This window comes from Shigella sp. SIG3 (assembly GCF_053555855.1).
Window position 1 is genome coordinate 37,014 of the sequence record NZ_JBQZXE010000006.1, and the last position, 24,678, is coordinate 61,691.

General features: G+C 51.8%; 18 protein-coding genes and 1 tRNA gene. 11 read left to right on the forward strand and 8 right to left on the reverse strand.

Going from position 1 to position 24,678, the window contains the following annotated elements; genetic code table 11:
- Nucleotides 1-216 precede the first annotated feature (216 nt).
- Nucleotides 217-1,875: an ATP-dependent endonuclease gene (locus ACUU1I_RS02805; RefSeq protein ID WP_000599806.1), complete on the forward strand. Its 1,659-nt coding sequence runs from the start codon at nucleotides 217-219 to the stop codon at nucleotides 1,873-1,875.
- On the opposite strand, the gene ACUU1I_RS02810 is transcribed toward ACUU1I_RS02805, so the two are convergent.
- Nucleotides 1,872-2,828 (reverse strand): VirK/YbjX family protein, encoded by a 957-nt coding sequence (locus tag ACUU1I_RS02810; protein ID WP_005067329.1) that lies wholly within the window; start codon nucleotides 2,826-2,828, stop codon nucleotides 1,872-1,874. The two genes, ACUU1I_RS02805 and ACUU1I_RS02810, sit on opposite strands and share 4 nt — an antisense overlap.
- A 150-nt stretch (nucleotides 2,829-2,978) precedes the next feature.
- Between ACUU1I_RS02810 and macA the strand changes: the two genes are divergently transcribed.
- Both macA and macB read left to right on the forward strand, forming a co-directional pair.
- Nucleotides 2,979-4,094, forward strand: a complete 1,116-nt coding sequence (macA, locus tag ACUU1I_RS02815; RefSeq protein ID WP_000746448.1) for a macrolide transporter subunit MacA — start codon at nucleotides 2,979-2,981, stop codon at nucleotides 4,092-4,094.
- Nucleotides 4,091-6,037, forward strand: coding sequence for a macrolide ABC transporter ATP-binding protein/permease MacB (macB, locus tag ACUU1I_RS02820; RefSeq protein ID WP_000188162.1), 1,947 nt, complete (start codon nucleotides 4,091-4,093; stop codon nucleotides 6,035-6,037). Before macA ends, macB begins: the two co-directional genes overlap by 4 nt.
- Nucleotides 6,038-6,109: 72 nt before the next feature.
- Here the strand turns inward: macB and cspD are convergent, their stop codons facing one another.
- Nucleotides 6,110-6,334 (reverse strand): cold shock-like protein CspD, encoded by a 225-nt coding sequence (gene cspD / locus ACUU1I_RS02825; protein ID WP_000410785.1) that lies wholly within the window; start codon nucleotides 6,332-6,334, stop codon nucleotides 6,110-6,112.
- 149 nt (nucleotides 6,335-6,483) lie between these two features.
- Here cspD and yljB point away from each other — a divergent pair, with 149 nt between their 5' ends.
- The 3 genes from yljB to clpA all read left to right on the forward strand — a co-directional run bounded on the left by yljB (nucleotide 6,484) and on the right by clpA (nucleotide 9,284).
- Nucleotides 6,484-6,558, forward strand: a complete 75-nt coding sequence (yljB, locus tag ACUU1I_RS02830; protein ID WP_001406719.1) for a protein YljB — start codon at nucleotides 6,484-6,486, stop codon at nucleotides 6,556-6,558.
- A 98-nt stretch (nucleotides 6,559-6,656) separates the two neighbouring features.
- Nucleotides 6,657-6,977 carry an ATP-dependent Clp protease adapter ClpS gene (gene clpS / locus ACUU1I_RS02835; RefSeq protein WP_000520781.1) on the forward strand — a complete coding sequence of 107 codons (321 nt, stop codon included), beginning with the start codon at nucleotides 6,657-6,659 and terminating at the stop codon, nucleotides 6,975-6,977.
- Nucleotides 6,978-7,007: 30 nt separating this feature from the next.
- The gene (clpA, locus tag ACUU1I_RS02840) at nucleotides 7,008-9,284 is read left to right on the forward strand and encodes an ATP-dependent Clp protease ATP-binding subunit ClpA (RefSeq protein WP_000934041.1); all 2,277 of its coding nucleotides are present in this window, start codon (nucleotides 7,008-7,010) and stop codon (nucleotides 9,282-9,284) included.
- A gap of 402 nt (nucleotides 9,285-9,686) precedes the next feature.
- On the opposite strand, the gene ACUU1I_RS02845 is transcribed toward clpA, so the two are convergent.
- The 6 genes from ACUU1I_RS02845 to trxB all read right to left on the reverse strand — a co-directional run bounded on the left by ACUU1I_RS02845 (nucleotide 9,687) and on the right by trxB (nucleotide 15,853).
- Nucleotides 9,687-9,774: transfer RNA gene (locus ACUU1I_RS02845), tRNA-Ser, on the reverse strand.
- Nucleotides 9,775-10,027: 253 nt separating this feature from the next.
- The gene (infA, locus tag ACUU1I_RS02850; RefSeq protein WP_001040187.1) at nucleotides 10,028-10,246 is read right to left on the reverse strand and encodes a translation initiation factor IF-1; all 219 of its coding nucleotides are present in this window, start codon (nucleotides 10,244-10,246) and stop codon (nucleotides 10,028-10,030) included.
- A 284-nt stretch (nucleotides 10,247-10,530) separates the two neighbouring features.
- On the reverse strand, nucleotides 10,531-11,235 hold the full coding sequence (gene aat, locus ACUU1I_RS02855; RefSeq protein ID WP_001241678.1) for a leucyl/phenylalanyl-tRNA--protein transferase: 705 nt from the start codon (nucleotides 11,233-11,235) through the stop codon (nucleotides 10,531-10,533).
- A gap of 41 nt (nucleotides 11,236-11,276) precedes the next feature.
- Complete coding sequence (gene cydC / locus ACUU1I_RS02860; protein WP_001202237.1) at nucleotides 11,277-12,998, reverse strand: heme ABC transporter ATP-binding protein/permease CydC; 1,722 nt, start codon at nucleotides 12,996-12,998, stop codon at nucleotides 11,277-11,279.
- Complete coding sequence (cydD, locus tag ACUU1I_RS02865; protein WP_001043574.1) at nucleotides 12,999-14,765, reverse strand: heme ABC transporter permease/ATP-binding protein CydD; 1,767 nt, start codon at nucleotides 14,763-14,765, stop codon at nucleotides 12,999-13,001.
- Between the two features lie 122 nt (nucleotides 14,766-14,887).
- The gene (trxB, locus tag ACUU1I_RS02870; RefSeq protein WP_000537402.1) at nucleotides 14,888-15,853 is read right to left on the reverse strand and encodes a thioredoxin-disulfide reductase; all 966 of its coding nucleotides are present in this window, start codon (nucleotides 15,851-15,853) and stop codon (nucleotides 14,888-14,890) included.
- A gap of 544 nt (nucleotides 15,854-16,397) precedes the next feature.
- Here trxB and lrp point away from each other — a divergent pair.
- The 5 genes from lrp to serS all read left to right on the forward strand — a co-directional run bounded on the left by lrp (nucleotide 16,398) and on the right by serS (nucleotide 24,636).
- Nucleotides 16,398-16,892, forward strand: a complete 495-nt coding sequence (gene lrp, locus ACUU1I_RS02875; protein ID WP_000228473.1) for a leucine-responsive transcriptional regulator Lrp — start codon at nucleotides 16,398-16,400, stop codon at nucleotides 16,890-16,892.
- Nucleotides 16,893-17,026: 134 nt separating this feature from the next.
- Nucleotides 17,027-21,133 carry a DNA translocase FtsK gene (gene ftsK / locus ACUU1I_RS02880; protein WP_000077023.1) on the forward strand — a complete coding sequence of 1,369 codons (4,107 nt, stop codon included), beginning with the start codon at nucleotides 17,027-17,029 and terminating at the stop codon, nucleotides 21,131-21,133.
- Between the two features lie 154 nt (nucleotides 21,134-21,287).
- Nucleotides 21,288-21,899: an outer membrane lipoprotein chaperone LolA gene (gene lolA / locus ACUU1I_RS02885; RefSeq protein WP_001295343.1), complete on the forward strand. Its 612-nt coding sequence runs from the start codon at nucleotides 21,288-21,290 to the stop codon at nucleotides 21,897-21,899.
- Between the two features lie 10 nt (nucleotides 21,900-21,909).
- Complete coding sequence (gene rarA, locus ACUU1I_RS02890; protein WP_000067746.1) at nucleotides 21,910-23,253, forward strand: replication-associated recombination protein RarA; 1,344 nt, start codon at nucleotides 21,910-21,912, stop codon at nucleotides 23,251-23,253.
- Nucleotides 23,254-23,343: 90 nt separating this feature from the next.
- Nucleotides 23,344-24,636 carry a serine--tRNA ligase gene (serS, locus tag ACUU1I_RS02895; RefSeq protein ID WP_000886683.1) on the forward strand — a complete coding sequence of 431 codons (1,293 nt, stop codon included), beginning with the start codon at nucleotides 23,344-23,346 and terminating at the stop codon, nucleotides 24,634-24,636.
- Nucleotides 24,637-24,678: the final 42 nt, after the last annotated feature.

Sequence of the window (24,678 nt, forward strand, 5' to 3'; positions counted from 1 at the left end):
GATTTAATCCTTTAGGCGTAATAAAAAATAATTTATCATGCTAATTATTTGATTTTGTTGTTTTTGCGGGCTTATCAGCAAGAGGGAGTATAACGCGATTATTCGCTCATTTTTCAGACAATTGCCATGCTTAAATGTGATGTCATCACGTATTAGCAAGGCCTTTCCCGTTATACTGCCAGCGTAAAGGATAAGTCACATATTTCTGGAGGGGATATGATTCTTGAGCGCGTTGAAATTGTGGGTTTTCGCGGTATCAACCGTTTGTCGTTGATGCTCGAACAAAACAACGTCCTGATTGGGGAGAACGCGTGGGGTAAATCCAGCTTGCTGGACGCCTTAACCCTGCTGCTATCGCCAGAATCAGATCTCTACCATTTTGAGCGCGACGATTTCTGGTTCCCGCCGGGAGATATCAACGGGCGAGAACATCATCTGCATATTATTTTGACCTTCCGCGAATCGCTGCCAGGCCGACATCGGGTTCGCCGTTATCGGCCGCTGGAAGCGTGCTGGACGCCATGCACCGATGGCTATCACCGTATTTTTTATCGTCTGGAAGGGGAGAGTGCGGAAGACGGCAGCGTGATGACACTGCGCAGTTTTCTCGATAAAGACGGACATCCGATTGATGTTGAGGATATTAACGATCAGGCACGCCATCTGGTGCGTTTAATGCCGGTGCTGCGCTTGCGTGATGCCCGTTTTATGCGCCGTATTCGTAACGGCACGGTGCCAAATGTCCCCAATGTGGAAGTCACCGCGCGCCAGCTCGATTTCCTCGCCCGTGAGTTGTCCTCACATCCGCAAAATCTCTCTGATGGACAGATTCGTCAGGGACTTTCCGCAATGGTGCAGTTGCTTGAGCATTATTTCTCTGAGCAGGGGGCTGGACAGGCGCGATATCGTTTAATGCGGCGGCGGGCCAGCAATGAGCAACGAAGCTGGCGCTATCTGGACATCATCAACCGGATGATTGACCGACCTGGAGGGCGCTCGTATCGGGTTATTTTGCTCGGCCTGTTTGCTACTTTATTGCAGGCAAAAGGCACATTGCGACTGGATAAAGACGCGCGTCCGTTATTGCTAATTGAAGATCCAGAAACCCGCCTGCATCCGATTATGCTTTCCGTTGCCTGGCATCTGTTGAATCTTTTGCCTTTACAGCGTATTGCTACCACCAACTCTGGCGAGCTGCTTTCGTTAACTCCAGTGGAACATGTTTGCCGCCTGGTGCGTGAATCTTCTCGTGTTGCCGCCTGGCGTCTGGGGCCAAGTGGCTTGAGCACCGAAGACAGCCGCCGCATCTCTTTTCACATTCGTTTTAATCGTCCGTCATCGCTGTTTGCTCGCTGCTGGTTGCTGGTGGAAGGGGAAACGGAAACCTGGGTTATCAATGAACTGGCGCGTCAGTGCGGACATCATTTTGATGCCGAAGGGATCAAGGTCATTGAGTTTGCCCAGTCCGGGCTAAAGCCACTGGTTAAATTTGCCCGCCGAATGGGGATTGAATGGCATGTACTGGTCGATGGCGATGAAGCAGGGAAGAAATATGCCGCTACGGTACGCAGCCTGTTGAATAACGATCGGGAAGCCGAACGAGAACATTTAACGGCGTTACCGGCGCTGGATATGGAACATTTTATGTATCGCCAGGGATTTTCCGATGTGTTCCACCGCGTGGCGCAAATCCCGGAAAATGTACCGATGAATCTACGCAAAATTATCTCGAAAGCGATCCATCGCTCTTCCAAACCCGATCTTGCCATTGAAGTGGCAATGGAGGCAGGACGTCGTGGTGTGGACTCCGTACCAACGCTGCTGAAAAAAATGTTCTCACGCGTGCTGTGGCTGGCGCGCGGTCGCGCGGATTAACCGCGAAACATCGTGGCCATTTGTGGCTGAATAGCGTCGAGCATCTCATAGCGCCGACGGTATTCAGCCCGTTTTTTACTGGCGATTTCGGCAATCTCTTTTCGTGCTATCTGTGCTGGAAGGCGGTAATGGCGTTCAGCATCACATACGCCGCCAACCGACTCCCAGAACGCGTTGTAATCAGCATGGATCTTGCCTTCTTTATCGCGATAACGCAGGCTGCGGTAAATATGCGTTTCATTGCTGACGGCAATAATCTGCTCTACCTGCAAACGTTGGGCAAACAGACAGGCCGCTTCCATCACGAGGCGTTTGGGAAATAGCCCGTGGCAGGCTTTCGTCGCATTCTGGATTTCCTGATGTGGAATTTCCCATTTTGCGCCTTGCAGTCCGCCAATAAACATCGTTCTTTTCCCCTGATATTCACACAGGGTAAACGTGATCTCTGCCAGAGGAATACCTTCGCTGTTGCGGAACAGGATTGTGCTGTCACCTTCTTTATCCATTGAGATCATCATGGTCAGCTCAAGCGTGAACTGCTCACCGTTTTTGCCTTCCAGTTTAGCCAGTTGCAGCCCGGGGGTATTCAAATATAAGCTGAATTCTTCCGCCGACATACACCCGCGGAGTAACGCATAATGGTAACGTAACGCCTCCAGCAATTGCTTACGGCTAAGATTCGCCGCAAGGTAAGGGCGATGCAGACGCACAGGCAGTCGCGGCTGGCGCGTTAACAACACATTGAGATTAGGCCAGTGGGAAAGTTCGTTCATCCACTCAACGCTTAAACGCGGCATAATCAACGAGCGCAGCAAAAATTTCTGGCGAAAACTACAGCGATGCCAGAATTTACCCGGCCGACACTGTCCACGTGCCAGACTAAGAAAAAGTGACAGGCTGCTGAGAGATTCAGATGGCGTAAAGGTCCGTTCAGTTAGCTGCGACATATTCATGAAATCAATGGTTATACATGACGTCGATTTCACCATTGCGTATCTTAACCAAACATCAATAGTGTGATTACTAACGTAAATTTTAGGGTTTTGTTGATATTTCGTTGAAGTTAATGACCCGGATTGGCATGTGGAGTATTCAGAATATTTATGAAAAAGCGGAAAACCGTGAAGAAGCGTTACGTTATTGCGCTGGTGATAGTCATCGCCGGACTGATTACGTTATGGAGAATTCTTAACGCACCCGTGCCGACTTATCAGACACTGATTGTGCGCCCCGGTGATTTACAGCAAAGCGTGCTGGCGACCGGAAAGCTGGACGCGCTGCGTAAGGTTGACGTAGGCGCGCAGGTCAGCGGTCAGTTGAAAACGCTGTCGGTGGCGATTGGCGATAAAGTAAAAAAAGACCAGCTTTTAGGGGTCATTGATCCTGAACAGGCTGAAAACCAGATCAAGGAGGTCGAAGCAACGCTGATGGAGCTACGCGCGCAGCGGCAGCAGGCGGAAGCGGAGCTGAAACTGGCGCGGGTGACGTATTCCCGTCAGCAACGTCTGGCACAAACGCAAGCGGTTTCACTGCAGGATCTCGATACCGCCGCGACGGAGATGGCTGTGAAACAGGCGCAAATTGGCACCATTGACGCGCAAATCAAGCGCAATCAGGCCTCTCTCGATACGGCTAAAACCAATCTCGATTACACCCGTATCGTTGCCCCGATGGGCGGGGAAGTGACGCAAATCACCACTCTGCAAGGCCAGACGGTGATTGCCGCACAGCAAGCACCGAACATTCTGACGCTGGCAGATATGAGCACTATGCTGGTAAAAGCGCAGGTTTCTGAAGCGGATGTAATCCACCTGAAGCCGGGGCAAAAAGCCTGGTTTACGGTGCTTGGCGATCCACTGACGCGCTACGAGGGGCAAATCAAGGATGTGCTACCGACGCCGGAAAAGGTAAACGACGCTATTTTCTATTACGCCCGTTTTGAAGTACCCAACCCCAATGGTTTGCTGCGGCTGGATATGACCGCGCAAGTGCATATTCAGCTCACCGATGTGAAAAATGTGTTGACGATCCCTCTGTCGGCGTTAGGCGATCCGGTTGGCGATAATCGTTATAAAGTCAAATTGTTGCGTAATGGTGAAACACGCGAGCGTGAAGTGACGATTGGCGCACGTAACGATACCGATGTTGAGATTGTCAAAGGGCTGGAAGCGGGCGATGAAGTGGTGATTGGTGAGGCCAAACCAGGAGCTGCACAATGACGCCTTTGCTCGAATTAAAGGATATTCGTCGCAGCTATCCTGCCGGTGATGAGCAGGTTGAGGTGCTGAAGGGCATCAGCCTCAATATTTATGCGGGTGAGATGGTCGCGATTGTTGGCGCTTCGGGTTCCGGTAAATCGACCCTGATGAATATTCTCGGCTGCCTGGATAAGGCCACCAGCGGCACCTATCGCGTAGCCGGTCAGGATATTGCCACGCTGGACGCCGATGCGCTGGCGCAACTGCGCCGCGAGCATTTCGGCTTTATTTTCCAGCGTTACCATTTGCTTTCGCATTTAACCGCCGAGCAGAACGTTGAAGTACCCGCCGTCTATGCCGGTCTTGAGCGGAAACAGCGACTGCTTCGTGCCCAGGAGTTGCTGCAACGGCTGGGGCTGGAAGACCGTACAGAGTATTATCCGGCACAGCTTTCGGGTGGTCAGCAACAGCGCGTCAGCATCGCGCGGGCATTGATGAACGGCGGTCAGGTAATTCTTGCCGATGAACCGACCGGCGCACTGGACAGCCATTCTGGCGAAGAGGTGATGGCGATCCTGCATCAGCTGCGCGATCGCGGGCATACGGTGATTATCGTCACCCACGATCCGCAGGTCGCTGCTCAGGCCGAGCGGGTGATCGAAATTCGCGACGGCGAAATTGTGCGCAATCCTCCCGCCATTGAAAAAGTGAATGTTGCTGGCGGGACGGAGCCTGTTGTCAATACAGTGTCTGGCTGGCGGCAGTTTGTCAGCGGTTTTAACGAGGCGCTGACGATGGCATGGCGGGCGCTGGCAGCGAATAAAATGCGTACTTTACTGACCATGCTGGGGATTATTATCGGTATTGCGTCGGTGGTTTCCATTGTCGTGGTGGGTGACGCCGCCAAACAAATGGTGCTGGCGGATATTCGTTCTATTGGTACGAATACTATTGATGTCTATCCCGGGAAAGATTTTGGCGATGACGATCCGCAATATCAGCAGGCGCTGAAGTACGACGACTTAATCGCCATCCAAAAACAACCGTGGGTCGCCTCAGCCACACCTGCCGTCTCGCAAAACCTGCGCCTGCGTTATAACAATGTTGATGTTGCTGCCAGTGCCAATGGCGTGAGCGGCGATTATTTTAATGTCTATGGCATGACCTTCAGTGAAGGAAACACCTTTAATCAGGAGCAGCTGAACGGTCGTGCGCAGGTCGTGGTTCTCGACAGTAATACTCGCCGCCAGCTTTTCCCCCATAAAGCAGATGTGGTTGGCGAGGTGATTCTGGTCGGCAATATGCCCGCCAGAGTCATTGGTGTGGCGGAAGAAAAACAGTCGATGTTTGGTAGCAGTAAAGTGCTGCGTGTCTGGCTACCTTACAGCACGATGTCCGGGCGAGTTATGGGCCAGTCGTGGCTTAACTCCATTACTGTCAGGGTGAAAGAAGGATTTGACAGCGCCGAGGCGGAACAGCAACTCACGCGTTTACTTTCACTGCGCCACGGTAAGAAGGATTTCTTTACCTGGAACATGGACGGCGTCTTGAAAACTGTTGAAAAGACCACACGTACTTTACAACTGTTTCTGACGCTGGTGGCGGTGATTTCGCTGGTGGTGGGCGGTATTGGTGTAATGAATATTATGCTGGTGTCAGTGACCGAGCGGACGCGGGAAATTGGCATTCGCATGGCTGTAGGTGCGCGAGCAAGCGATGTTTTGCAACAGTTCCTGATCGAAGCCGTACTGGTTTGCCTGGTCGGTGGCGCGTTGGGAATAACACTGTCACTGTTAATTGCTTTCACCTTGCAGCTTTTCTTACCCGGCTGGGAGATTGGTTTTTCACCGTTGGCGCTGCTGCTGGCGTTTCTCTGCTCGACGGCCACCGGGATTTTATTTGGCTGGTTACCCGCACGAAATGCGGCACGACTGGATCCAGTAGATGCTCTGGCACGGGAGTAATTTTTGAGATAAAAATGCCAGCCGATCGGGCTGGCATTTTGCCTTTAGGATGTACACAATGAGACAGAAGAGCTATGCGACTGCCGCTTCTACTTCGACGGGCACAATAACACTGGCGTGATTGCCTTTTGGCCCCTGGTGGACATCAAACTGAACGGATTGTCCAGCTTTTAGCGTTCTGTAACCATCCATCTGAATGGTGGAATAATGAGCGAAAATATCTTCGCCGCCGCCTTCAGGGCAGATGAAACCAAAACCTTTGGCATTGTTGAACCACTTAACAGTACCCTTTTCCATGCTTCGACATCCTTCGCAAATCTTATACAAGTAAGATGGAATAAACCGGGGTCAGAGAGGGGGCTGTTCAAAACCTCGCCAACTCTAGAAATACAATTTAGAGAATTAGGGCGAGCCGTCAAGCATTTGACAGGGGCCAGGGGGCAGGTATGAATCAAAAATTTGAAGCAGTTAACGCTATTGACAGGAATGTGACAGATGTCGCTGATGCCAACGATAGATGATAGTTATCTATCATGTGGAGTAGATTGGTCAGGCAAATAAGCTCTTGTCAGCGGCAGGGCGTTCTGCCGATAACCGTAACCGAAGATGATAACTGACAATGGGTAAAACGAACGACTGGCTGGACTTTGATCAACTGGCGGAAGAAAAAGTTCGCGACGCGCTAAAACCGCCATCTATGTATAAAGTGATATTAGTCAATGATGATTACACTCCGATGGAGTTTGTTATTGACGTGTTACAAAAATTCTTTTCTTATGATGTAGAACGTGCAACGCAATTGATGCTCGCTGTTCACTACCAGGGGAAGGCCATTTGCGGAGTCTTTACCGCCGAGGTTGCAGAAACCAAAGTGGCGATGGTGAACAAGTACGCGAGGGAGAATGAGCATCCATTGCTGTGTACGCTAGAAAAAGCCTGAATGCAGGCATAAAAATTGGGGGAGGTGCCTATGCTCAATCAAGAACTGGAACTCAGTTTAAATATGGCTTTCGCCAGAGCGCGCGAGCACCGTCATGAGTTTATGACCGTCGAGCACTTGTTACTGGCGCTGCTCAGTAACCCATCTGCCCGGGAGGCGCTGGAAGCGTGTTCTGTGGATTTGGTTGCGCTCCGTCAGGAACTGGAAGCCTTTATTGAACAAACCACACCCGTTCTGCCTGCCAGTGAAGAGGAGCGCGACACACAGCCGACGCTGAGTTTTCAGCGTGTACTGCAACGTGCGGTCTTCCATGTCCAGTCCTCCGGTCGCAATGAGGTTACCGGTGCAAACGTTCTGGTCGCTATCTTCAGCGAACAGGAGTCGCAGGCGGCATATCTGTTGCGTAAACATGAAGTCAGCCGTCTCGATGTGGTGAACTTTATCTCTCATGGCACGCGTAAAGACGAGCCGACACAGTCTTCTGATCCTGGCAGCCAGCCAAACAGCGAAGAACAAGCTGGTGGGGAGGAACGTATGGAGAATTTCACGACGAACCTGAACCAGCTTGCGCGTGTGGGCGGAATCGACCCACTAATTGGTCGTGAGAAAGAGCTGGAGCGTGCTATTCAGGTTCTCTGCCGTCGCCGTAAAAACAACCCGCTGCTGGTGGGGGAATCTGGTGTCGGTAAAACCGCGATTGCAGAAGGTCTTGCCTGGCGAATTGTTCAGGGTGATGTGCCGGAAGTGATGGCTGACTGTACGATTTACTCTCTCGATATCGGTTCTCTGTTAGCGGGCACAAAATATCGCGGCGACTTTGAAAAACGTTTTAAAGCGTTGCTCAAGCAGCTGGAGCAGGACACTAACAGCATCCTGTTTATTGATGAGATCCACACCATTATCGGTGCGGGTGCAGCGTCTGGTGGTCAGGTCGATGCGGCTAACCTAATCAAACCGTTGCTCTCCAGCGGTAAAATTCGCGTAATTGGTTCGACAACCTATCAGGAGTTCAGCAACATTTTCGAGAAAGACCGTGCTCTGGCGCGTCGCTTCCAGAAAATTGATATTACTGAACCGTCGATCGAAGAAACTGTTCAAATCATCAATGGCCTGAAACCGAAGTATGAAGCGCACCACGACGTGCGTTATACCGCAAAAGCGGTGCGTGCGGCGGTAGAGCTGGCGGTGAAATACATTAACGATCGTCATCTGCCGGATAAAGCCATTGATGTTATCGACGAAGCGGGCGCTCGCGCACGTCTGATGCCGGTAAGCAAACGCAAGAAAACCGTTAATGTGGCGGATATTGAGTCCGTGGTGGCCCGTATTGCACGCATTCCAGAGAAGAGTGTTTCTCAGAGTGACCGCGATACCCTGAAAAACCTCGGCGATCGCCTGAAAATGCTGGTCTTCGGCCAGGATAAAGCCATTGAGGCGCTGACTGAAGCCATTAAGATGGCGCGTGCAGGTTTAGGTCACGAACATAAACCGGTCGGTTCGTTCCTGTTTGCCGGTCCTACCGGGGTCGGGAAAACAGAGGTGACGGTACAGCTTTCGAAAGCGTTGGGCATTGAGCTTCTGCGCTTTGATATGTCCGAGTATATGGAACGCCATACCGTCAGCCGTCTGATTGGTGCGCCTCCGGGATACGTTGGTTTTGATCAGGGCGGTTTGCTGACCGATGCGGTAATCAAGCATCCACATGCGGTGCTGCTGCTGGACGAAATCGAGAAAGCGCATCCGGACGTGTTCAATATTCTGTTGCAGGTGATGGACAACGGTACGCTGACCGATAACAACGGACGCAAAGCGGACTTCCGTAACGTGGTGCTGGTGATGACCACTAACGCCGGGGTACGGGAAACTGAGCGCAAATCCATTGGTCTTATCCACCAGGATAACAGCACCGATGCGATGGAAGAGATCAAGAAGATCTTTACACCGGAATTCCGTAACCGTCTCGACAACATTATCTGGTTCGATCATCTGTCAACTGACGTGATCCATCAGGTGGTGGATAAATTCATCGTCGAGTTGCAGGTTCAGCTGGATCAGAAAGGTGTTTCTCTGGAAGTGAGCCAGGAAGCGCGTAACTGGCTGGCCGAGAAAGGTTACGACCGGGCAATGGGCGCACGTCCGATGGCGCGTGTCATCCAGGACAACCTGAAAAAACCGCTCGCCAACGAACTGCTGTTTGGTTCGCTGGTGGACGGCGGTCAGGTGACGGTTGCGCTGGATAAAGAGAAAAATGAGCTGACTTACGGATTCCAGAGTGCACAAAAGCACAAGGCGGAAGCAGCGCATTAATCTGATTGTCAGGTAGGTTGGTGAAGTCCGTAATCTCGTCAGGGGTTACGGACTTTTTATTTATGGGGTGGAACGGTGAAAACCCTATTTTTGGAGGTGAAGGTAAGTTGTTGATAATTAGTGCTGCTGGAAGGTAAGGATAAAAAAGGGTGCTGCAGGAGAATGGGATGGTTTTGCTTTATTAACAACGGGCTAAACGTGTAGTATTTGAGTTCACTGCCGTACAGGCAGCTTAGAAATCGACGGGGTGCGGTAAAACCTTTGCGAACGCGTTCACTGCCGTACAGGCAGCTTAGAAATTCACAGGTAACATACTCCACCCGCCCACCATGTTCACTGCCGTACAGACAGATAAAATGCGAAAAAAAAGCTCGCACTTTCGTACGAGCTCTTCTTTAAATATGGCGGTGAGGGGGGGATTCGAACCCCCGATACGTTGCCGTATACACACTTTCCAGGCGTGCTCCTTCAGCCACTCGGACACCTCACCAAATTGTTTTGCTACCAAACCTCATGGGTGGCAACGGGGCGCTACTATAGGGAGTTGGAGTAAAACGGTCAAGAAGAATTTTAATGATAATTATTGTTTGCTCATACTGTAAACAACTTGTGCAGTATATCTACATCGAGACAAGTTATGGACTTATACTTCCAAAGTACTTCATACATATCACAAAATAAAAAGGCCGGTTAAACCGACCTTTTACTCGTTCTTTCTCTTCGCCCATCAGGCGGTAAAACAATCAGCGACTACGGAAGACAATGCGGCCTTTGCTCAGGTCGTACGGGGTCAGTTCAACAGTCACTTTGTCGCCCGTCAGGATGCGGATGTAGTTTTTGCGCATTTTACCGGAGATGTGTGCAGTAACCACGTGACCGTTTTCTAACTCTACGCGGAACATGGTATTAGGCAACGTTTCAAGAACGGTACCTTGCATTTCAATATTGTCTTCTTTGGCCATCTAATCCTCTGGGGTATCACTACCGTAATTTGAACCGGCAAGATAATGCCGAAGTTCTGTAAATAAGTAAAGATTTGCGCGCTAAATCGCAACAAACAGGTTCGGCACATTACTCCGAAAACACACGGCTAAGCCGCACCAAAAGCGCAACGTATAAGGGAGCGGTGAGATAAACGATGGGCGTTACCTGACGCGAAAAATTCCTTATCGGCAGCGGGGTAATGAGCGTAACCAACTCTGCGACCGCAATTATAACACTCTGGGGAGAAATGTGCCGAAAACATTCATTCTTGTGGTGAAAACAAGCACCGTGGTACCCAGAAATTATTCGGCAATCGTCCGAGGCGCATTTGATTGAGATAATTAAGGTAATCCCGGCGGGGAATTTCGCAGGCACCAAGCGATGCTGTGTGATCGTTAAGGACCTGGCAGTCGATAAGCTTACCGCCATGACCGATAAATTCCTCACAGAATACCAGAAGCGCCGTTTTAGACGCATTTTCCATCCGGCTGAACATGGACTCGCCACAAAATAGCGTTCCCTGGGCCACGCCGTACATACCGCCGACAAGCTCATCTTCACGCCAGACTTCAATGGAGTGGGCATGACCGAGTTCGTGAAGGCGATGGTAGGCTTCGACCACGCCACGCGTGATCCAGGTTCCTTCTTCGCGATCGCTGGCACAGCCTTCAATGACCTGACCAAAAGCGTAATTCATCGTGACACGATAGGGCGAGCGTTTATGAAATCGCTTCATACTACGGCTGATATGCAGTGATTCTGGCCATAGCACCGCGCGGGGATCGGGCGACCACCAGAGGATGGGGTCGCCTGGAGAAAACCACGGAAAAATACCACGCTGGTAAGCCATTAACAGGCGCGCAGGGCTAAGATCGCCCCCAAGTGCCAGCAGGCCGTTAGGCTCACGTAATGCGCCTTCCGGGGAAGGGAAGGCTATTGAATGGCGAGAAAGCTGAACCAGGCGCATGACCGCAAAACTCCACGCAAGTCGGATCGTTCAATAATAGCTTACAAACCCTGCTTGAACTGGTAATAACGCCCCTGTCTGGCAAGCAGTTCTGCGTGAGTACCTTGCTCAATAATTTGCCCGTTGTCCATCACTATTATTTGTTGGAAACGAGAGAGTCCGCGAAGTCGATGGGTGACCATTAACACCGTTTTCTCACGCATCATTTTTGCAAGCAATTCAAGGATCTGGCTTTCGGTTGTGGCATCTAAGCCTTCGGTAGGTTCATCCAGCAACACCAGTGGCGCATCATGTAACAGCGCACGGGCGATAGCCAGACGGCGCAGTTCACCACCGGAGAGCTGGCGTCCGCCTTCACCTAACCAACTGTTGAGACCTGCATCCTCGAGCAGCTTCTCCAGACCAACGCGACGCAAGATCTCCGACAGAGCCTCATCACTACTGCCAGGCGAGGCGAGTAACAGATTATCACGCAGCGTGGCGCTAAACAGATGCACTCGCTGAGGAACAACGCTGATGGTCTGTCGTAGAGCCGCTTCATTCAGGCTGGCTATGGGGCTATCGTTAAGCAAAATCTCGCCCTGTTGCGGGTCCCATGCGCGGGTCAGCAGTTGTAACAGTGTTGATTTGCCGCATCCGGTTCGCCCGAGAATCGCTATATGTTCCCCGGCGTTTACCTGAAGAGAAATCCCTTTAAGTGCCTGTTGGGATTGCTCCGGATAAGTGAACTGAACATCCCGTAATGTCAGCGAAACGCGATCGGCAACACGAGTTTGGGTATCAGGGAAGGTGACCTCCGGTTTTTGATCCGTTAAGTCAGAGATACGTACGGCAGAGGCAATGACTTGCCCCAGATGCTGAAATGCACCCGTTACTGGTGCCAGTGCTTCAAACGCGGCTAACGCACAAAAGACAAACAGGGCAATTAATGCGCCGGGTTGAGCATTGCCGCCAACGCCGCCAGACGCCATCCACAGCATCAGGATCACCGCTAACGCGCCAATGAGCAGCATTATCGCTTGCGACAATGCGGTCAGTTCAGATTGACGGCGTTGCGCTTCCAGCCATTGAATTTCTGTATTCTCTAGTTGCGTGCGATAACGATCGCTGGCACCAAAAATGGTCAGCTCAGCTTGCCCTTGCAGCCAGGCCGTCAGTTGTTGGCGATACTGTCCGCGAAGATGAGTCAGATTTTGCCCGGTGCTTTTTCCCGCACGATAAAACAGCGGTGGCATCAGGAAAAGCGTCAGTAACATAACGCTGCCCAGCGTAAAGGCGAGGGTGAAATCAAGGAAACTTAACCCGATTGTCACCACCATAATCACCACAAAAGCGCCCACCAGCGGCGAGATAACGCGCAGGTAAAGATGATCGAGCGTATCAACATCCGCCACCACGCGGTTGAGCAATTCGCCCTGACGATAGCGCGCCAGTCCGGCAGGGGAGAGGGGCAACAATTTGCTGAAGGTGTAAATGCGCAGATGCTGCAACACGCGGAAAGTCGCGTCGTGACTTACCAGACGTTCAAAATAACGCCCGGCAGTACGGGTGATTGCGGCACCACGCACGCCCGCAGCGGGTAGCATATAGTTGAAGCTGTACAGTCCGGCAACCCCCGCAACCGCTGAGGCCGAGAGGAACCAGCCGGAAAGTGTCAACAGACCGATACTGGCGAGCTGCGTCACAATTGCCAGCACAATACCAAGACTTAACATCCATTTATGACGTTTATACAGTGCCAGATAGGGTAGCAAAGCGCGCATTTAAATCTCCTCCTGACGATGGGCCAGTAATGTGGCGAATGGGCCACCAGCCACACTTAATTCCGCGTAACGTCCTTGCTCAATAATCCGGCCATCCTGCATAACCCAAATGACATCCCAGTCAGCAAGATCTTCTAACTGGTGGGTGACCATTAACGTTGTCTGGCGCAGAGAGGCGGCATTCAGCGCCTCCATTACGCGCTGTTCACTGTGAGCATCAAGGCTGGCAGCGGGTTCATCCAACAGTAATAGCGAACAGGGATTTAGTAACGCACGGGCCACCGCCACGCGCTGCGCCTGCCCCACGGAAAGGCGGGCAGCCTGGTCGCCAACAGGTGTATCAACGCCTTGTGGCAGGAGCGGTAGAAACTCGCTGACCCAGGCGTTATCCAGCGCTGCTTGTAATTCTTGTTCGCTGGCATCAGGTCGCGCCAGTAGTACGTTATCCCGCAATTTTGCTGCCGGTAATTGTGGGTTTTGCCCAACCCAGGAGAGATGTTTACGCCATGATTCTGGTGATAAATCACGTAATTCTATCCCGTTGATTCGTAATGATCCCTGATATGAGAGAAAACCAGAAAGCGCGTTCAGCAGTGAGCTTTTACCTGAACCGCTGCGGCCAACCAACACTGCACGTTGGCCTGCTGGCAAAGTAAAGTTCAGCGGTCCGGCCAGCGTTTTACCTTCCGGCGACGTGATAAACAGATCCTCGGCCTCAATGGTCAGCGGATCGGTCAATGCTAATTCCGCCTCACCGCGCTGCGGATGGGCGAGCGGGGTTTCCATAAACGTTTTCAGACTGTCAGCTGCACCAACAGCCTGGGCTTTAGCATGATAAAACGTACCGAGATCGCGTAATGGCTGGAAAAACTCTGGCGCAAGGATCAGGGCCAGAAAACCTGCAGCCAGCGTCACCCCAGTATCGTAGTGACCAAAATCCAGCTCGCCGAGATAGGAAAAACCAAAGTAGACCGCCACCAGAGCAATTGACAGCGAGGTAAAAAATTCGAGAATGCCGGAGGATAAAAACGCCAGTCGTAGCACTTCCATTGTCCGTTGGCGGAAATCTTCCGAAGCAGAACGAATACTTTCAATTTCAGCTTCACCACGACCAAAAATACGCAATGTTTCCATGCCGCGCAGGCGATCGAGGAAATGCCCACTTAAGCGAGCAAGAGCGAGAAAGTTACGCCGGTTAGCATCGGCAGCCCCCATTCCAACCAGCGCCATAAACAACGGAATTAGCGGTGCTGTGCCCAGCAGAATGAGCGCCGCAGCCCAGTTAGAGGGGAAGATCGCCACCACAATCAGCAACGGCACCGACACTGCCAGCGCCATTTGCGGCAGATAGCGTGCATAGTAATCATGCATATCGTCAATTTGCTCGAGTACCAGCGTCGCCCAGCTCCCCGCAGGTTTACCCTGAATCCACGCTGGCCCTGCTTGTTGCAGACGGTCGAGAACCTGACGGCGGATGGCAAAGCGGATATGCTGCCCGGCGTGATAACCCACCCGTTCGCGTAACCAGACCACCCATGCGCGCAATACAAAGGTCAGAACCAGTAACGTAAAGGGAAGCAGCAGGGCTTCACGGGGAATATTCTCCATAATCATATGTTGCAGAATTCGCGCCATGAACCAGGCCTGGGCAATGATCAATATGCCGCTTACAAAGCCCAGCAGACGAGAAATATTCAGCCAACGTTGGGAGATGACGCTTTGCTGTTTTAACCAGCGGGTTAACTCTTTTTGACGAGATTTATTCATTGCACGCTTAGCAGGTGAGTTATCAGAATTATTTGCAGAGCAATGTTACAACGGGGAAAAAATAAAGGCGACCCATAGTCGCAAGGTGTCGCCTTCTTTACTTTTGTTACTGATTTGTAAAATTATTTTGCGTCAGCTAAACCATCGAGGTAGCGTTCCGCATCAAGTGCTGCCATGCAGCCAGTACCGGCCGAAGTAATGGCCTGGCGATAAATGTGATCCATCACGTCGCCTGCGGCAAAGACGCCAGGAATGCTGGTCTGGGTGGCATTACCATGAATACCCGACTGTACTTTGATGTAGCCGTTTTCCAGTTCCAGCTGCCCTTCGAAAATCGCAGTATTCGGGCTGTGACCGATAGCAACAAACAGACCGGCAACGTCGAGTGACTCGATGTTATCGCTGTTTTGCGTATCGCGCAGACGAACGCCAGTGACACCCATTTGATCGCCGGTCACTTCTTCCAGCGTACGGTTGGTGTGCAGAATGATGTTGCCGTTCTCCACTTTATCCATCAGACGCTTAATAAGGATTTTTTCCGCGCGGAAACCGTCACGGCGGTGAATCAGATGCACTTCCGAAGCGATGTTAGACAGATACAGCGCCTCTTCAACCGCGGTATTGCCGCCGCCGATGACCGCAACTTTCTGGTTGCGATAGAAGAAACCGTCGCAGGTTGCACAAGCAGAAACCCCACGGCCTTTAAAGGCTTCTTCAGAGGGCAGGCCGAGATAGCGTGCAGAAGCTCCGGTGGCAATAATCAGCGCGTCGCAAGTGTATTCGCCGTTATCGCCATTCAGACGGAACGGACGGTTTTGCAGATCCACCTTGTTGATATGATCAAAAATGATCTCAGTTTCAAACTTGGTGGCATGTTCGTGCATGCGCGCCATTAATAACGGACCGGTCAGATCGTTTGGATCACCAGGCCAGTTTTCCACTTCCGTGGTGGTGGTCAGTTGGCCGCCTTTTTCCATGCCGGTAATCAGCACAGGTTGCAGGTTGGCGCGCGCCGCGTAGACAGCAGCGGTGTATCCCGCCGGGCCTGAACCCAGGATAAGCAGTTTACTGTGTTTGGTCGTGCCCATGAGATCCCCATAGTTGTTGGCAGACAATGGGCAGGATTGTAGGGAATTTACAGACGTAAAAAAAGAGTATGACGATTTTGTTAACAATTTGTGCAATCGGCAGCATCGATAAGCAGGTCAAATTCTCCCGTCATTATCACCTCTGCTACTTAAATTTCCCGCTTTATAAGCCGATTAAATGATGAATAAACGCCCCTGTTAATGAATATCTGGCATGTTGTACTAAAAATTGATGTTTTGCTTTGACAATCCCCTGGTGTTTTGCGAAAACATTCGAGGAAGAAAAAAAACAGTATTCTTATATGCGCATAACCATGTATGTAAATACCATGTTTACCGTGCTAGTGAAATCTACGTATGGCGTGGACAGACGCCATTCGTGATGTCGATAGCTGCCACAAGGCAACGGTCTTCTCACCGTAGACCCAGGCATTGCGCGCCGTGAATCTTCATGATTTCGGTCTATCGTGACGGGTAGCGACTCTGAACAGTGATGTTTCAGGGTCAGACAGGAGTAGGGAAGGAATACAGAGAGACAATAATAATGGTAGATAGCAAGAAGCGCCCTGGCAAAGATCTCGACCGTATCGATCGTAACATTCTTAATGAGTTGCAAAAGGATGGGCGTATTTCTAACGTCGAGCTTTCTAAACGTGTGGGACTTTCCCCAACGCCGTGCCTTGAGCGTGTGCGTCGGCTGGAAAGACAAGGGTTTATTCAGGGCTATACGGCGCTGCTTAACCCCCATTATCTGGATGCATCACTTCTGGTATTCGTTGAGATTACTCTGAATCGTGGCGCACCGGATGTGTTTGAACAATTCAATACCGCTGTACAAAAACTTGAAGAAATTCAGGAGTGTCATTTAGTATCTGGTGATTTCGACTACCTGTTGAAAACACGCGTGCCGGATATGTCAGCTTACCGTAAGTTGCTGGGGGAAACCCTGCTGCGTCTGCCTGGCGTCAATGACACACGGACATACGTTGTTATGGAAGAAGTCAAGCAGAGTAATCGTCTGGTTATTAAGACGCGCTAACACGGAACAGGTGCAAAATCGGCGTATTTTGATTACACTCCTGTTAATCCATACAGCAACAGTACTGGGGTAACCTGGTACTGTTGTCCGTTTTAGCATCGGGCAGGAAAAGCCTGTAACCTGGAGAGCCTTTCTTGAGCCAGGAATACACTGAAGACAAAGAAGTCACATTGACAAAGTTAAGTAGCGGCCGCCGCCTTCTGGAGGCGTTGCTGATCCTTATTGTCCTGTTTGCCGTCTGGTTGATGGCTGCCTTACTAAGCTTTAACCCTTCGGACCCCAGCTGGTCGCAAACGGCCTGGCATGAACCTATCCATAATTTAGGTGGGATGCCCGGTGCGTGGTTGGCAGATACGCTGTTCTTTATTTTTGGCGTGATGGCTTACACCATTCCCGTCATTATTGTCGGCGGTTGTTGGTTTGCCTGGCGTCATCAGTCCAGCGACGAATACATTGATTATTTTGCCGTTTCGCTACGCATCATTGGCGTTTTGGCGCTCATCCTTACCTCCTGTGGTCTGGCGGCAATCAACGCTGACGATATCTGGTATTTTGCCTCCGGTGGCGTCATTGGCAGCTTACTAAGCACTACGCTACAACCACTGCTACACAGTAGCGGGGGAACTATTGCGCTGCTCTGCGTTTGGGCAGCGGGCCTGACGTTGTTCACCGGTTGGTCATGGGTGACCATTGCTGAAAAACTCGGCGGCTGGATTTTAAACATTCTCACCTTCGCCAGTAATCGTACCCGTCGCGATGATACCTGGGTCGATGAAGATGAGTATGAAGACGACGAAGAGTATGAAGATGAAAATCACGGCAAACAGCATGAATCACGCCGTGCCCGTATTCTTCGCGGCGCGCTAGCGCGTCGTAAACGGTTGGCGGAAAAATTCATTAATCCGATGGGGCGGCAAACAGACGCTGCGTTGTTCTCCGGTAAGCGGATGGATGATGACGAAGAGATTACCTACACTGCACGCGGTGTGGCTGCCGACCCGGACGACGTCCTATTTTTGGGCAATCGTGCAACGCAGCCAGAATATGACGAATACGATCCATTATTAAACGGTGCGCCAATTACCGAACCTGTCGCTGTAGCAGCTGCTGCTACCACGGCGACACAAAGCTGGGCTGCGCCGGTTGAACCTGTGACTCAGACGCCGCCTGTTGCCTCTGTTGATGTTCCACCTTCGCAACCTACAGTAGCCTGGCAGCCTGTACCGGGTCCACAAACGGGAGAGCCGGTTATTGCTCCTGCACCGGAAGGTTACCCACAGCAGTCACAATATGCGCAGCCTGCAGTGCAATATAATGAGCCGCTGCAACAACCAGTACAGCCGCAGCAGCCGTATTATGCACCTGCAGCTGAACAACCTGCGCAACAACCTTACTACGCTCCTGCGGCGGAACAACCTGTTCAGCAACCGTATTACGCAACTGCGCCGGAACAGCCTGCGCAACAGCCGTATTATGCCCCTGCGCCAGAACAACCGGTGGCAGGTAACGCCTGGCAAGCCGAAGAGCAGCAATCCATTTTTGCTCCACAGTCTACATACCAGACTGAGCAAACTTATCAGCAGCCAGCCGCTCAGGAGCCGTTGTACCAACAGCCGCAACCCGTTGAACAGCAGCCTGTTGTGGAGCCTGAACCCGTTGTAGAAGAGACAAAACCCGCGCGTCCGCCGCTTTACTATTTTGAAGAAGTGGAAGAGAAGCGAGCCCGTGAACGTGAACAACTTGCGGCCTGGTATCAACCGATTCCAGAACCGGTTAAAGAACCAGAACCGATCAAATCTTCGCTGAAAGCACCTTCTGTTGCAGCAGTACCTCCAGTAGAAGCCGCTGCCGCTGTTTCTCCGCTGGCATCTGGCGTGAAAAAAGCGACACTGGCGACGGGGGCTGCCGCAACCGTTGCCGCGCCAGTCTTCAGTCTGGCAAATAGCGGTGGACCGCGTCCGCAGGTCAAAGAGGGGATTGGCCCGCAGTTGCCACGACCGAAACGTATCCGCGTGCCAACTCGTCGTGAATTGGCGTCTTACGGTATTAAGCTGCCCTCACAGCGTGCGGCGGAAGAAAAAGCCCGTGAAGCCCGGCGCAATCAGTATGATTCTGGCGATCAGTATAACGATGATGAAATCGATGCGATGCAGCAGGATGAACTGGCACGTCAGTTCGCCCAGACACAGCAGCAACGCTATGGCGAACAGTATCAACATGATGTGCCCGTAAACGCAGAAGATGCAGATGCTGCGGCAGAGGCTGAACTGGCTCGTCAGTTTACGCAAACTCAACAACAACGTTATTCCGGCGAACAACCGGCTGGGGCGAATCCGTTCTCGCTGGATGATTTTGAATTTTCGCCAATGAAAGCGTTGCTGGATGATGGTCCACACGAACCGCTGTTTACGCCAATTGTTGAACCTGTACAGCAGCCGCAACAACCGGTTGCACCACAGCAGCAGTATCAGCAGCCACAACAGCCGGTTGCGCCACAGCCGCAGTATCAGCAGCCACAACAGCAGGTTGCGCCGCAGCCACAATATCAGCAGCCGCAACAACCGGTTGCGCCACAGCAGCAATATCAGCAGCCGCAACAACCAGTTGCGCCGCAGCCGCAGTATCAACAGCCGCAACAACCGGTTGCACCGCAGCCGCAGTATCAGCAGCCACAACAGCCAGTTGCGCCACAGCCGCAGGATACCCTGCTTCATCCGCTGTTGATGCGTAATGGCGACAGCCGTCCGTTGCACAAACCGACGACGCCGCTGCCTTCTCTGGATTTGCTGACACCGCCGCCGAGCGAAGTGGAGCCGGTAGATACCTTTGCGCTTGAACAAATGGCGCGTCTGGTGGAAGCGCGTCTGGCTGATTTCCGTATTAAAGCCGATGTCGTTAATTACTCTCCGGGGCCAGTTATCACTCGCTTTGAACTTAACCTGGCTCCTGGCGTAAAAGCGGCGCGCATTTCTAACTTGTCACGGGACCTTGCCCGTTCACTTTCGACGGTGGCGGTGCGTGTCGTTGAAGTTATTCCTGGCAAACCCTATGTAGGTCTGGAGTTACCAAATAAAAAACGACAAACCGTTTATCTGCGCGAAGTTTTGGATAACGCCAAATTCCGCGATAATCCGTCGCCATTAACCGTGGTGCTGGGTAAAGATATCGCCGGTGAGCCGGTGGTTGCCGATCTGGCGAAAATGCCGCACTTGTTGGTTGCGGGGACTACCGGTTCCGGTAAATCTGTCGGTGTGAACGCGATGATCCTGAGCATGCTTTATAAAGCACAGCCAGAAGATGTGCGTTTCATCATGATCGACCCGAAAATGCTGGAGCTTTCGGTTTATGAAGGCATTCCGCACCTGTTAACGGAAGTCGTTACTGATATGAAAGATGCCGCCAACGCGCTGCGCTGGTGTGTTAACGAGATGGAGCGTCGGTATAAACTGATGTCTGCGCTGGGTGTGCGTAATCTGGCGGGTTATAACGAAAAAATTGCTGAAGCCGATCGCATGATGCGTCCGATTCCAGACCCGTACTGGAAGCCGGGTGACAGTATGGATGCCCAGCATCCGGTGCTGAAAAAAGAACCATACATTGTCGTGTTGGTTGACGAATTTGCCGACCTGATGATGACGGTAGGTAAAAAAGTGGAAGAGCTGATAGCACGTCTGGCGCAAAAAGCCCGTGCCGCGGGTATCCACCTCGTACTGGCAACTCAGCGTCCATCGGTTGATGTTATTACTGGTCTGATTAAAGCGAATATTCCGACCCGTATCGCCTTTACCGTATCCAGTAAGATTGACTCACGTACCATTCTTGATCAGGCTGGCGCGGAATCACTGCTGGGTATGGGGGATATGCTCTACTCTGGGCCGAACTCCACGTTGCCGGTACGTGTCCATGGTGCTTTTGTTCGCGATCAGGAAGTTCATGCCGTGGTGCAGGACTGGAAAGCGCGTGGTCGCCCACAGTATGTTGATGGCATCACCTCCGACAGCGAAAGCGAAGGTGGTGCGGGTGGTTTCGATGGCGCTGAAGAACTGGATCCGTTGTTCGATCAGGCGGTGCAGTTTGTCACTGAAAAACGCAAAGCGTCAATTTCTGGCGTACAGCGTCAGTTCCGCATTGGTTATAACCGTGCAGCGCGTATTATCGAACAGATGGAAGCGCAGGGGATTGTCAGCGAACAGGGGCACAACGGTAATCGTGAAGTGCTGGCCCCACCGCCGTTTGACTAATTAATGCATTGCCGGATAAGGCGCGGTAGCGTCGCATCCGGCACTCTATCAACTGAAAATTCAGTATTTTCTTCTTTCCTCAAGCTGATTATTAGCCTGGAATAGAGAGTAGAGGGAACTCCCGATCGGGAGTGACGTAATTTGAGGAATAATGATGAAAAAAATTGCTATCACCTGTGCATTACTCTCAAGCTTAGTAGCAAGCAGCGTTTGGGCTGATGCCGCAAGCGATCTGAAAAGCCGCCTGGATAAAGTCAGCAGCTTCCACGCCAGCTTCACACAAAAAGTGACTGACGGTAGCGGCGCGGCGGTGCAGGAAGGTCAGGGCGATCTGTGGGTGAAACGTCCAAACTTATTCAACTGGCATATGACACAACCTGATGAAAGCATTCTGGTTTCTGACGGTAAAACACTGTGGTTCTATAACCCGTTCGTTGAGCAAGCTACGGCAACCTGGCTGAAAGATGCCACCGGTAATACGCCGTTTATGCTGATTGCCCGCAACCAGTCCAGCGACTGGCAGCAGTACAATATCAAACAGAATGGCGATGACTTTGTCCTGACGCCGAAAGCCAGCAATGGCAATCTGAAGCAGTTCACCATTAACGTGGGACGTGATGGCACAATCCATCAGTTTAGCGCGGTGGAGCAGGACGATCAGCGCAGCAGTTATCAGCTGAAATCCCAGCAAAATGGGGCTGTGGATGCAGCGAAATTTACCTTCACCCCGCCGCAAGGCGTCACGGTAGATGATCAACGTAAGTAGAGGCACCTGAGTGAGCAATCTGTCGCTCGATTTTTCGGATAATACTTTTCAACCTCTGGCCGCGCGTATGCGGCCAGAAAATTTAGCACAGTATATCGGTCAGCAACATTTGCTGGCTGCGGGGAAGCCGTTGCCGCGCGCTATCGAAGCCGGGCATTTGCATTCTATGATCCTCTGGGGGCCACCGGGTACCGGCAAAACAACCCTCGCTGAAGTGATTGCCCGCTATGCGAACGCTGATGTGGAACGTATTTCTGCCGTCACCTCTGGCGTGAAAGAGATTCGCGAGGCGATCGAGCGCGCCCGGCAAAACCGCAATGCAGGTCGCCGCACTATTCTTTTTGTTGACGAAGTTCACCGTTTCAACAAAAGCCAGCAGGATGCATTTCTGCCACATATTGAAGACGGCACCATCACTTTTATTGGCGCAACCACTGAAAACCCGTCGTTTGAGCTTAATTCGGCACTGCTTTCCCGTGCCCGTGTTTATCTGTTGAAATCCCTGAGTACAGAGGATATTGAGCAAGTACTAACTCAGGCGATGGAAGACAAAACCCGTGGCTATGGTGGTCAGGATATTGTTCTGCCAGATGATACACGACGTGCCATTGCAGAACTGGTGAATGGCGACGCGCGCCGGGCGTTAAATACGCTGGAAATGATGGCGGATATGGCCGAAGTCTATGATAGCGGTAAGCGGGTCCTGAAGCCTGAATTACTGACCGAAATCGCCGGTGAACGTAGCGCCCGCTTTGATAACAAAGGCGATCGCTTTTACGATCTAATTTCCGCACTGCATAAGTCGGTACGTGGTAGCGCACCCGATGCGGCGCTGTACTGGTATGCGCGAATTATTACCGCTGGTGGCGATCCGTTATATGTCGCGCGTCGCTGTCTGGCGATTGCGTCTGAAGACGTCGGTAATGCCGATCCACGGGCGATGCAGGTGGCAATTGCGGCCTGGGATTGCTTTACTCGCGTTGGCCCGGCGGAAGGTGAACGCGCCATTGCTCAGGCGATTGTTTACCTGGCCTGCGCGCCAAAAAGCAACGCTGTCTACACTGCGTTTAAAGCCGCGCTGGCCGATGCTCGCGAACGCCCGGATTATGACGTGCCGGTTCATTTGCGTAATGCGCCGACGAAATTAATGAAGGAAATGGGCTACGGGCAGGAATATCGTTACGCTCATGATGAAGCAAACGCTTATGCTGCCGGTGAGGTTTACTTCCCGCCGGAAATAGCACAAACACGCTATTATTTCCCGACAAACAGGGGCCTTGAAGGCAAGATTGGCGAAAAGCTCGCCTGGCTGGCTGAACAGGATCAAAATAGCCCCATAAAACGCTACCGTTAATGTTATCGTTGCGGTAATGTTGTTACTGTATCCCTGTGGTCGCAGGCTGTGGCCACATCTCCCATTTAATTCGATAAGCACAGGATAAGCATGCTCGATCCCAATCTGCTGCGTAATGAGCCAGACGCAGTCGCTGAAAAACTGGCACGCCGGGGCTTTAAGCTGGATGTAGATAAGCTGGGCGCTCTTGAAGAGCGTCGTAAAGTATTGCAGGTCAAAACGGAAAACCTGCAAGCGGAGCGTAACTCCCGATCGAAATCCATTGGCCAGGCGAAAGCGCGCGGGGAAGATATCGAGCCTTTACGTCTGGAAGTGAACAAACTGGGCGAAGAGCTGGATGCAGCAAAAGCCGAGCTAGATGCTTTACAGGCTGAAATTCGCGATATCGCGCTGACCATCCCTAACCTGCCTGCAGATGAAGTGCCGGTAGGTAAAGACGAAAATGACAACGTTGAAGTCAGCCGCTGGGGTACCCCGCGTGAGTTTGACTTTGAAGTTCGTGACCACGTGACGCTGGGTGAAATGCACTCTGGCCTCGACTTTGCAGCTGCAGTTAAGCTGACTGGTTCCCGCTTTGTGGTAATGAAAGGGCAGATTGCTCGCATGCACCGCGCACTGTCGCAGTTTATGCTGGATCTGCATACCGAACAGCATGGCTACAGTGAGAACTATGTTCCGTACCTGGTTAACCAGGACACGCTGTACGGTACGGGTCAGCTGCCGAAATTTGCTGGCGATCTGTTCCATACTCGTCCGCTGGAAGAAGAAGCAGACACCAGTAACTATGCGCTGATCCCAACGGCAGAAGTTCCGCTGACTAACCTGGTGCGCGGTGAAATCATCGATGAAGATGATCTGCCAATTAAGATGACCGCCCACACCCCATGCTTCCGTTCTGAAGCCGGTTCATATGGTCGTGACACCCGTGGTCTGATCCGTATGCACCAGTTCGACAAAGTTGAAATGGTGCAGATCGTGCGCCCAGAAGACTCAATGGCGGCGCTGGAAGAGATGACTGGTCATGCAGAAAAAGTCCTGCAGTTGCTGGGCCTGCCGTACCGTAAAATCATCCTTTGCACTGGCGACATGGGCTTTGGCGCTTGCAAAACTTACGACCTGGAAGTATGGATCCCGGCACAGAACACCTACCGTGAGATCTCTTCCTGCTCCAACGTTTGGGATTTCCAGGCACGTCGTATGCAGGCACGTTGCCGCAGCAAGTCGGACAAGAAAACCCGTCTGGTTCATACCCTGAACGGTTCTGGTCTGGCTGTTGGTCGTACGCTGGTTGCAGTAATGGAAAACTATCAGCAGGCTGATGGTCGTATTGAAGTACCAGAAGTTCTGCGTCCGTATATGAACGGACTGGAATATATTGGCTAATACCCAATTTTTCTGAATCTAAAAAGCGCCTTTAGGGCGCTT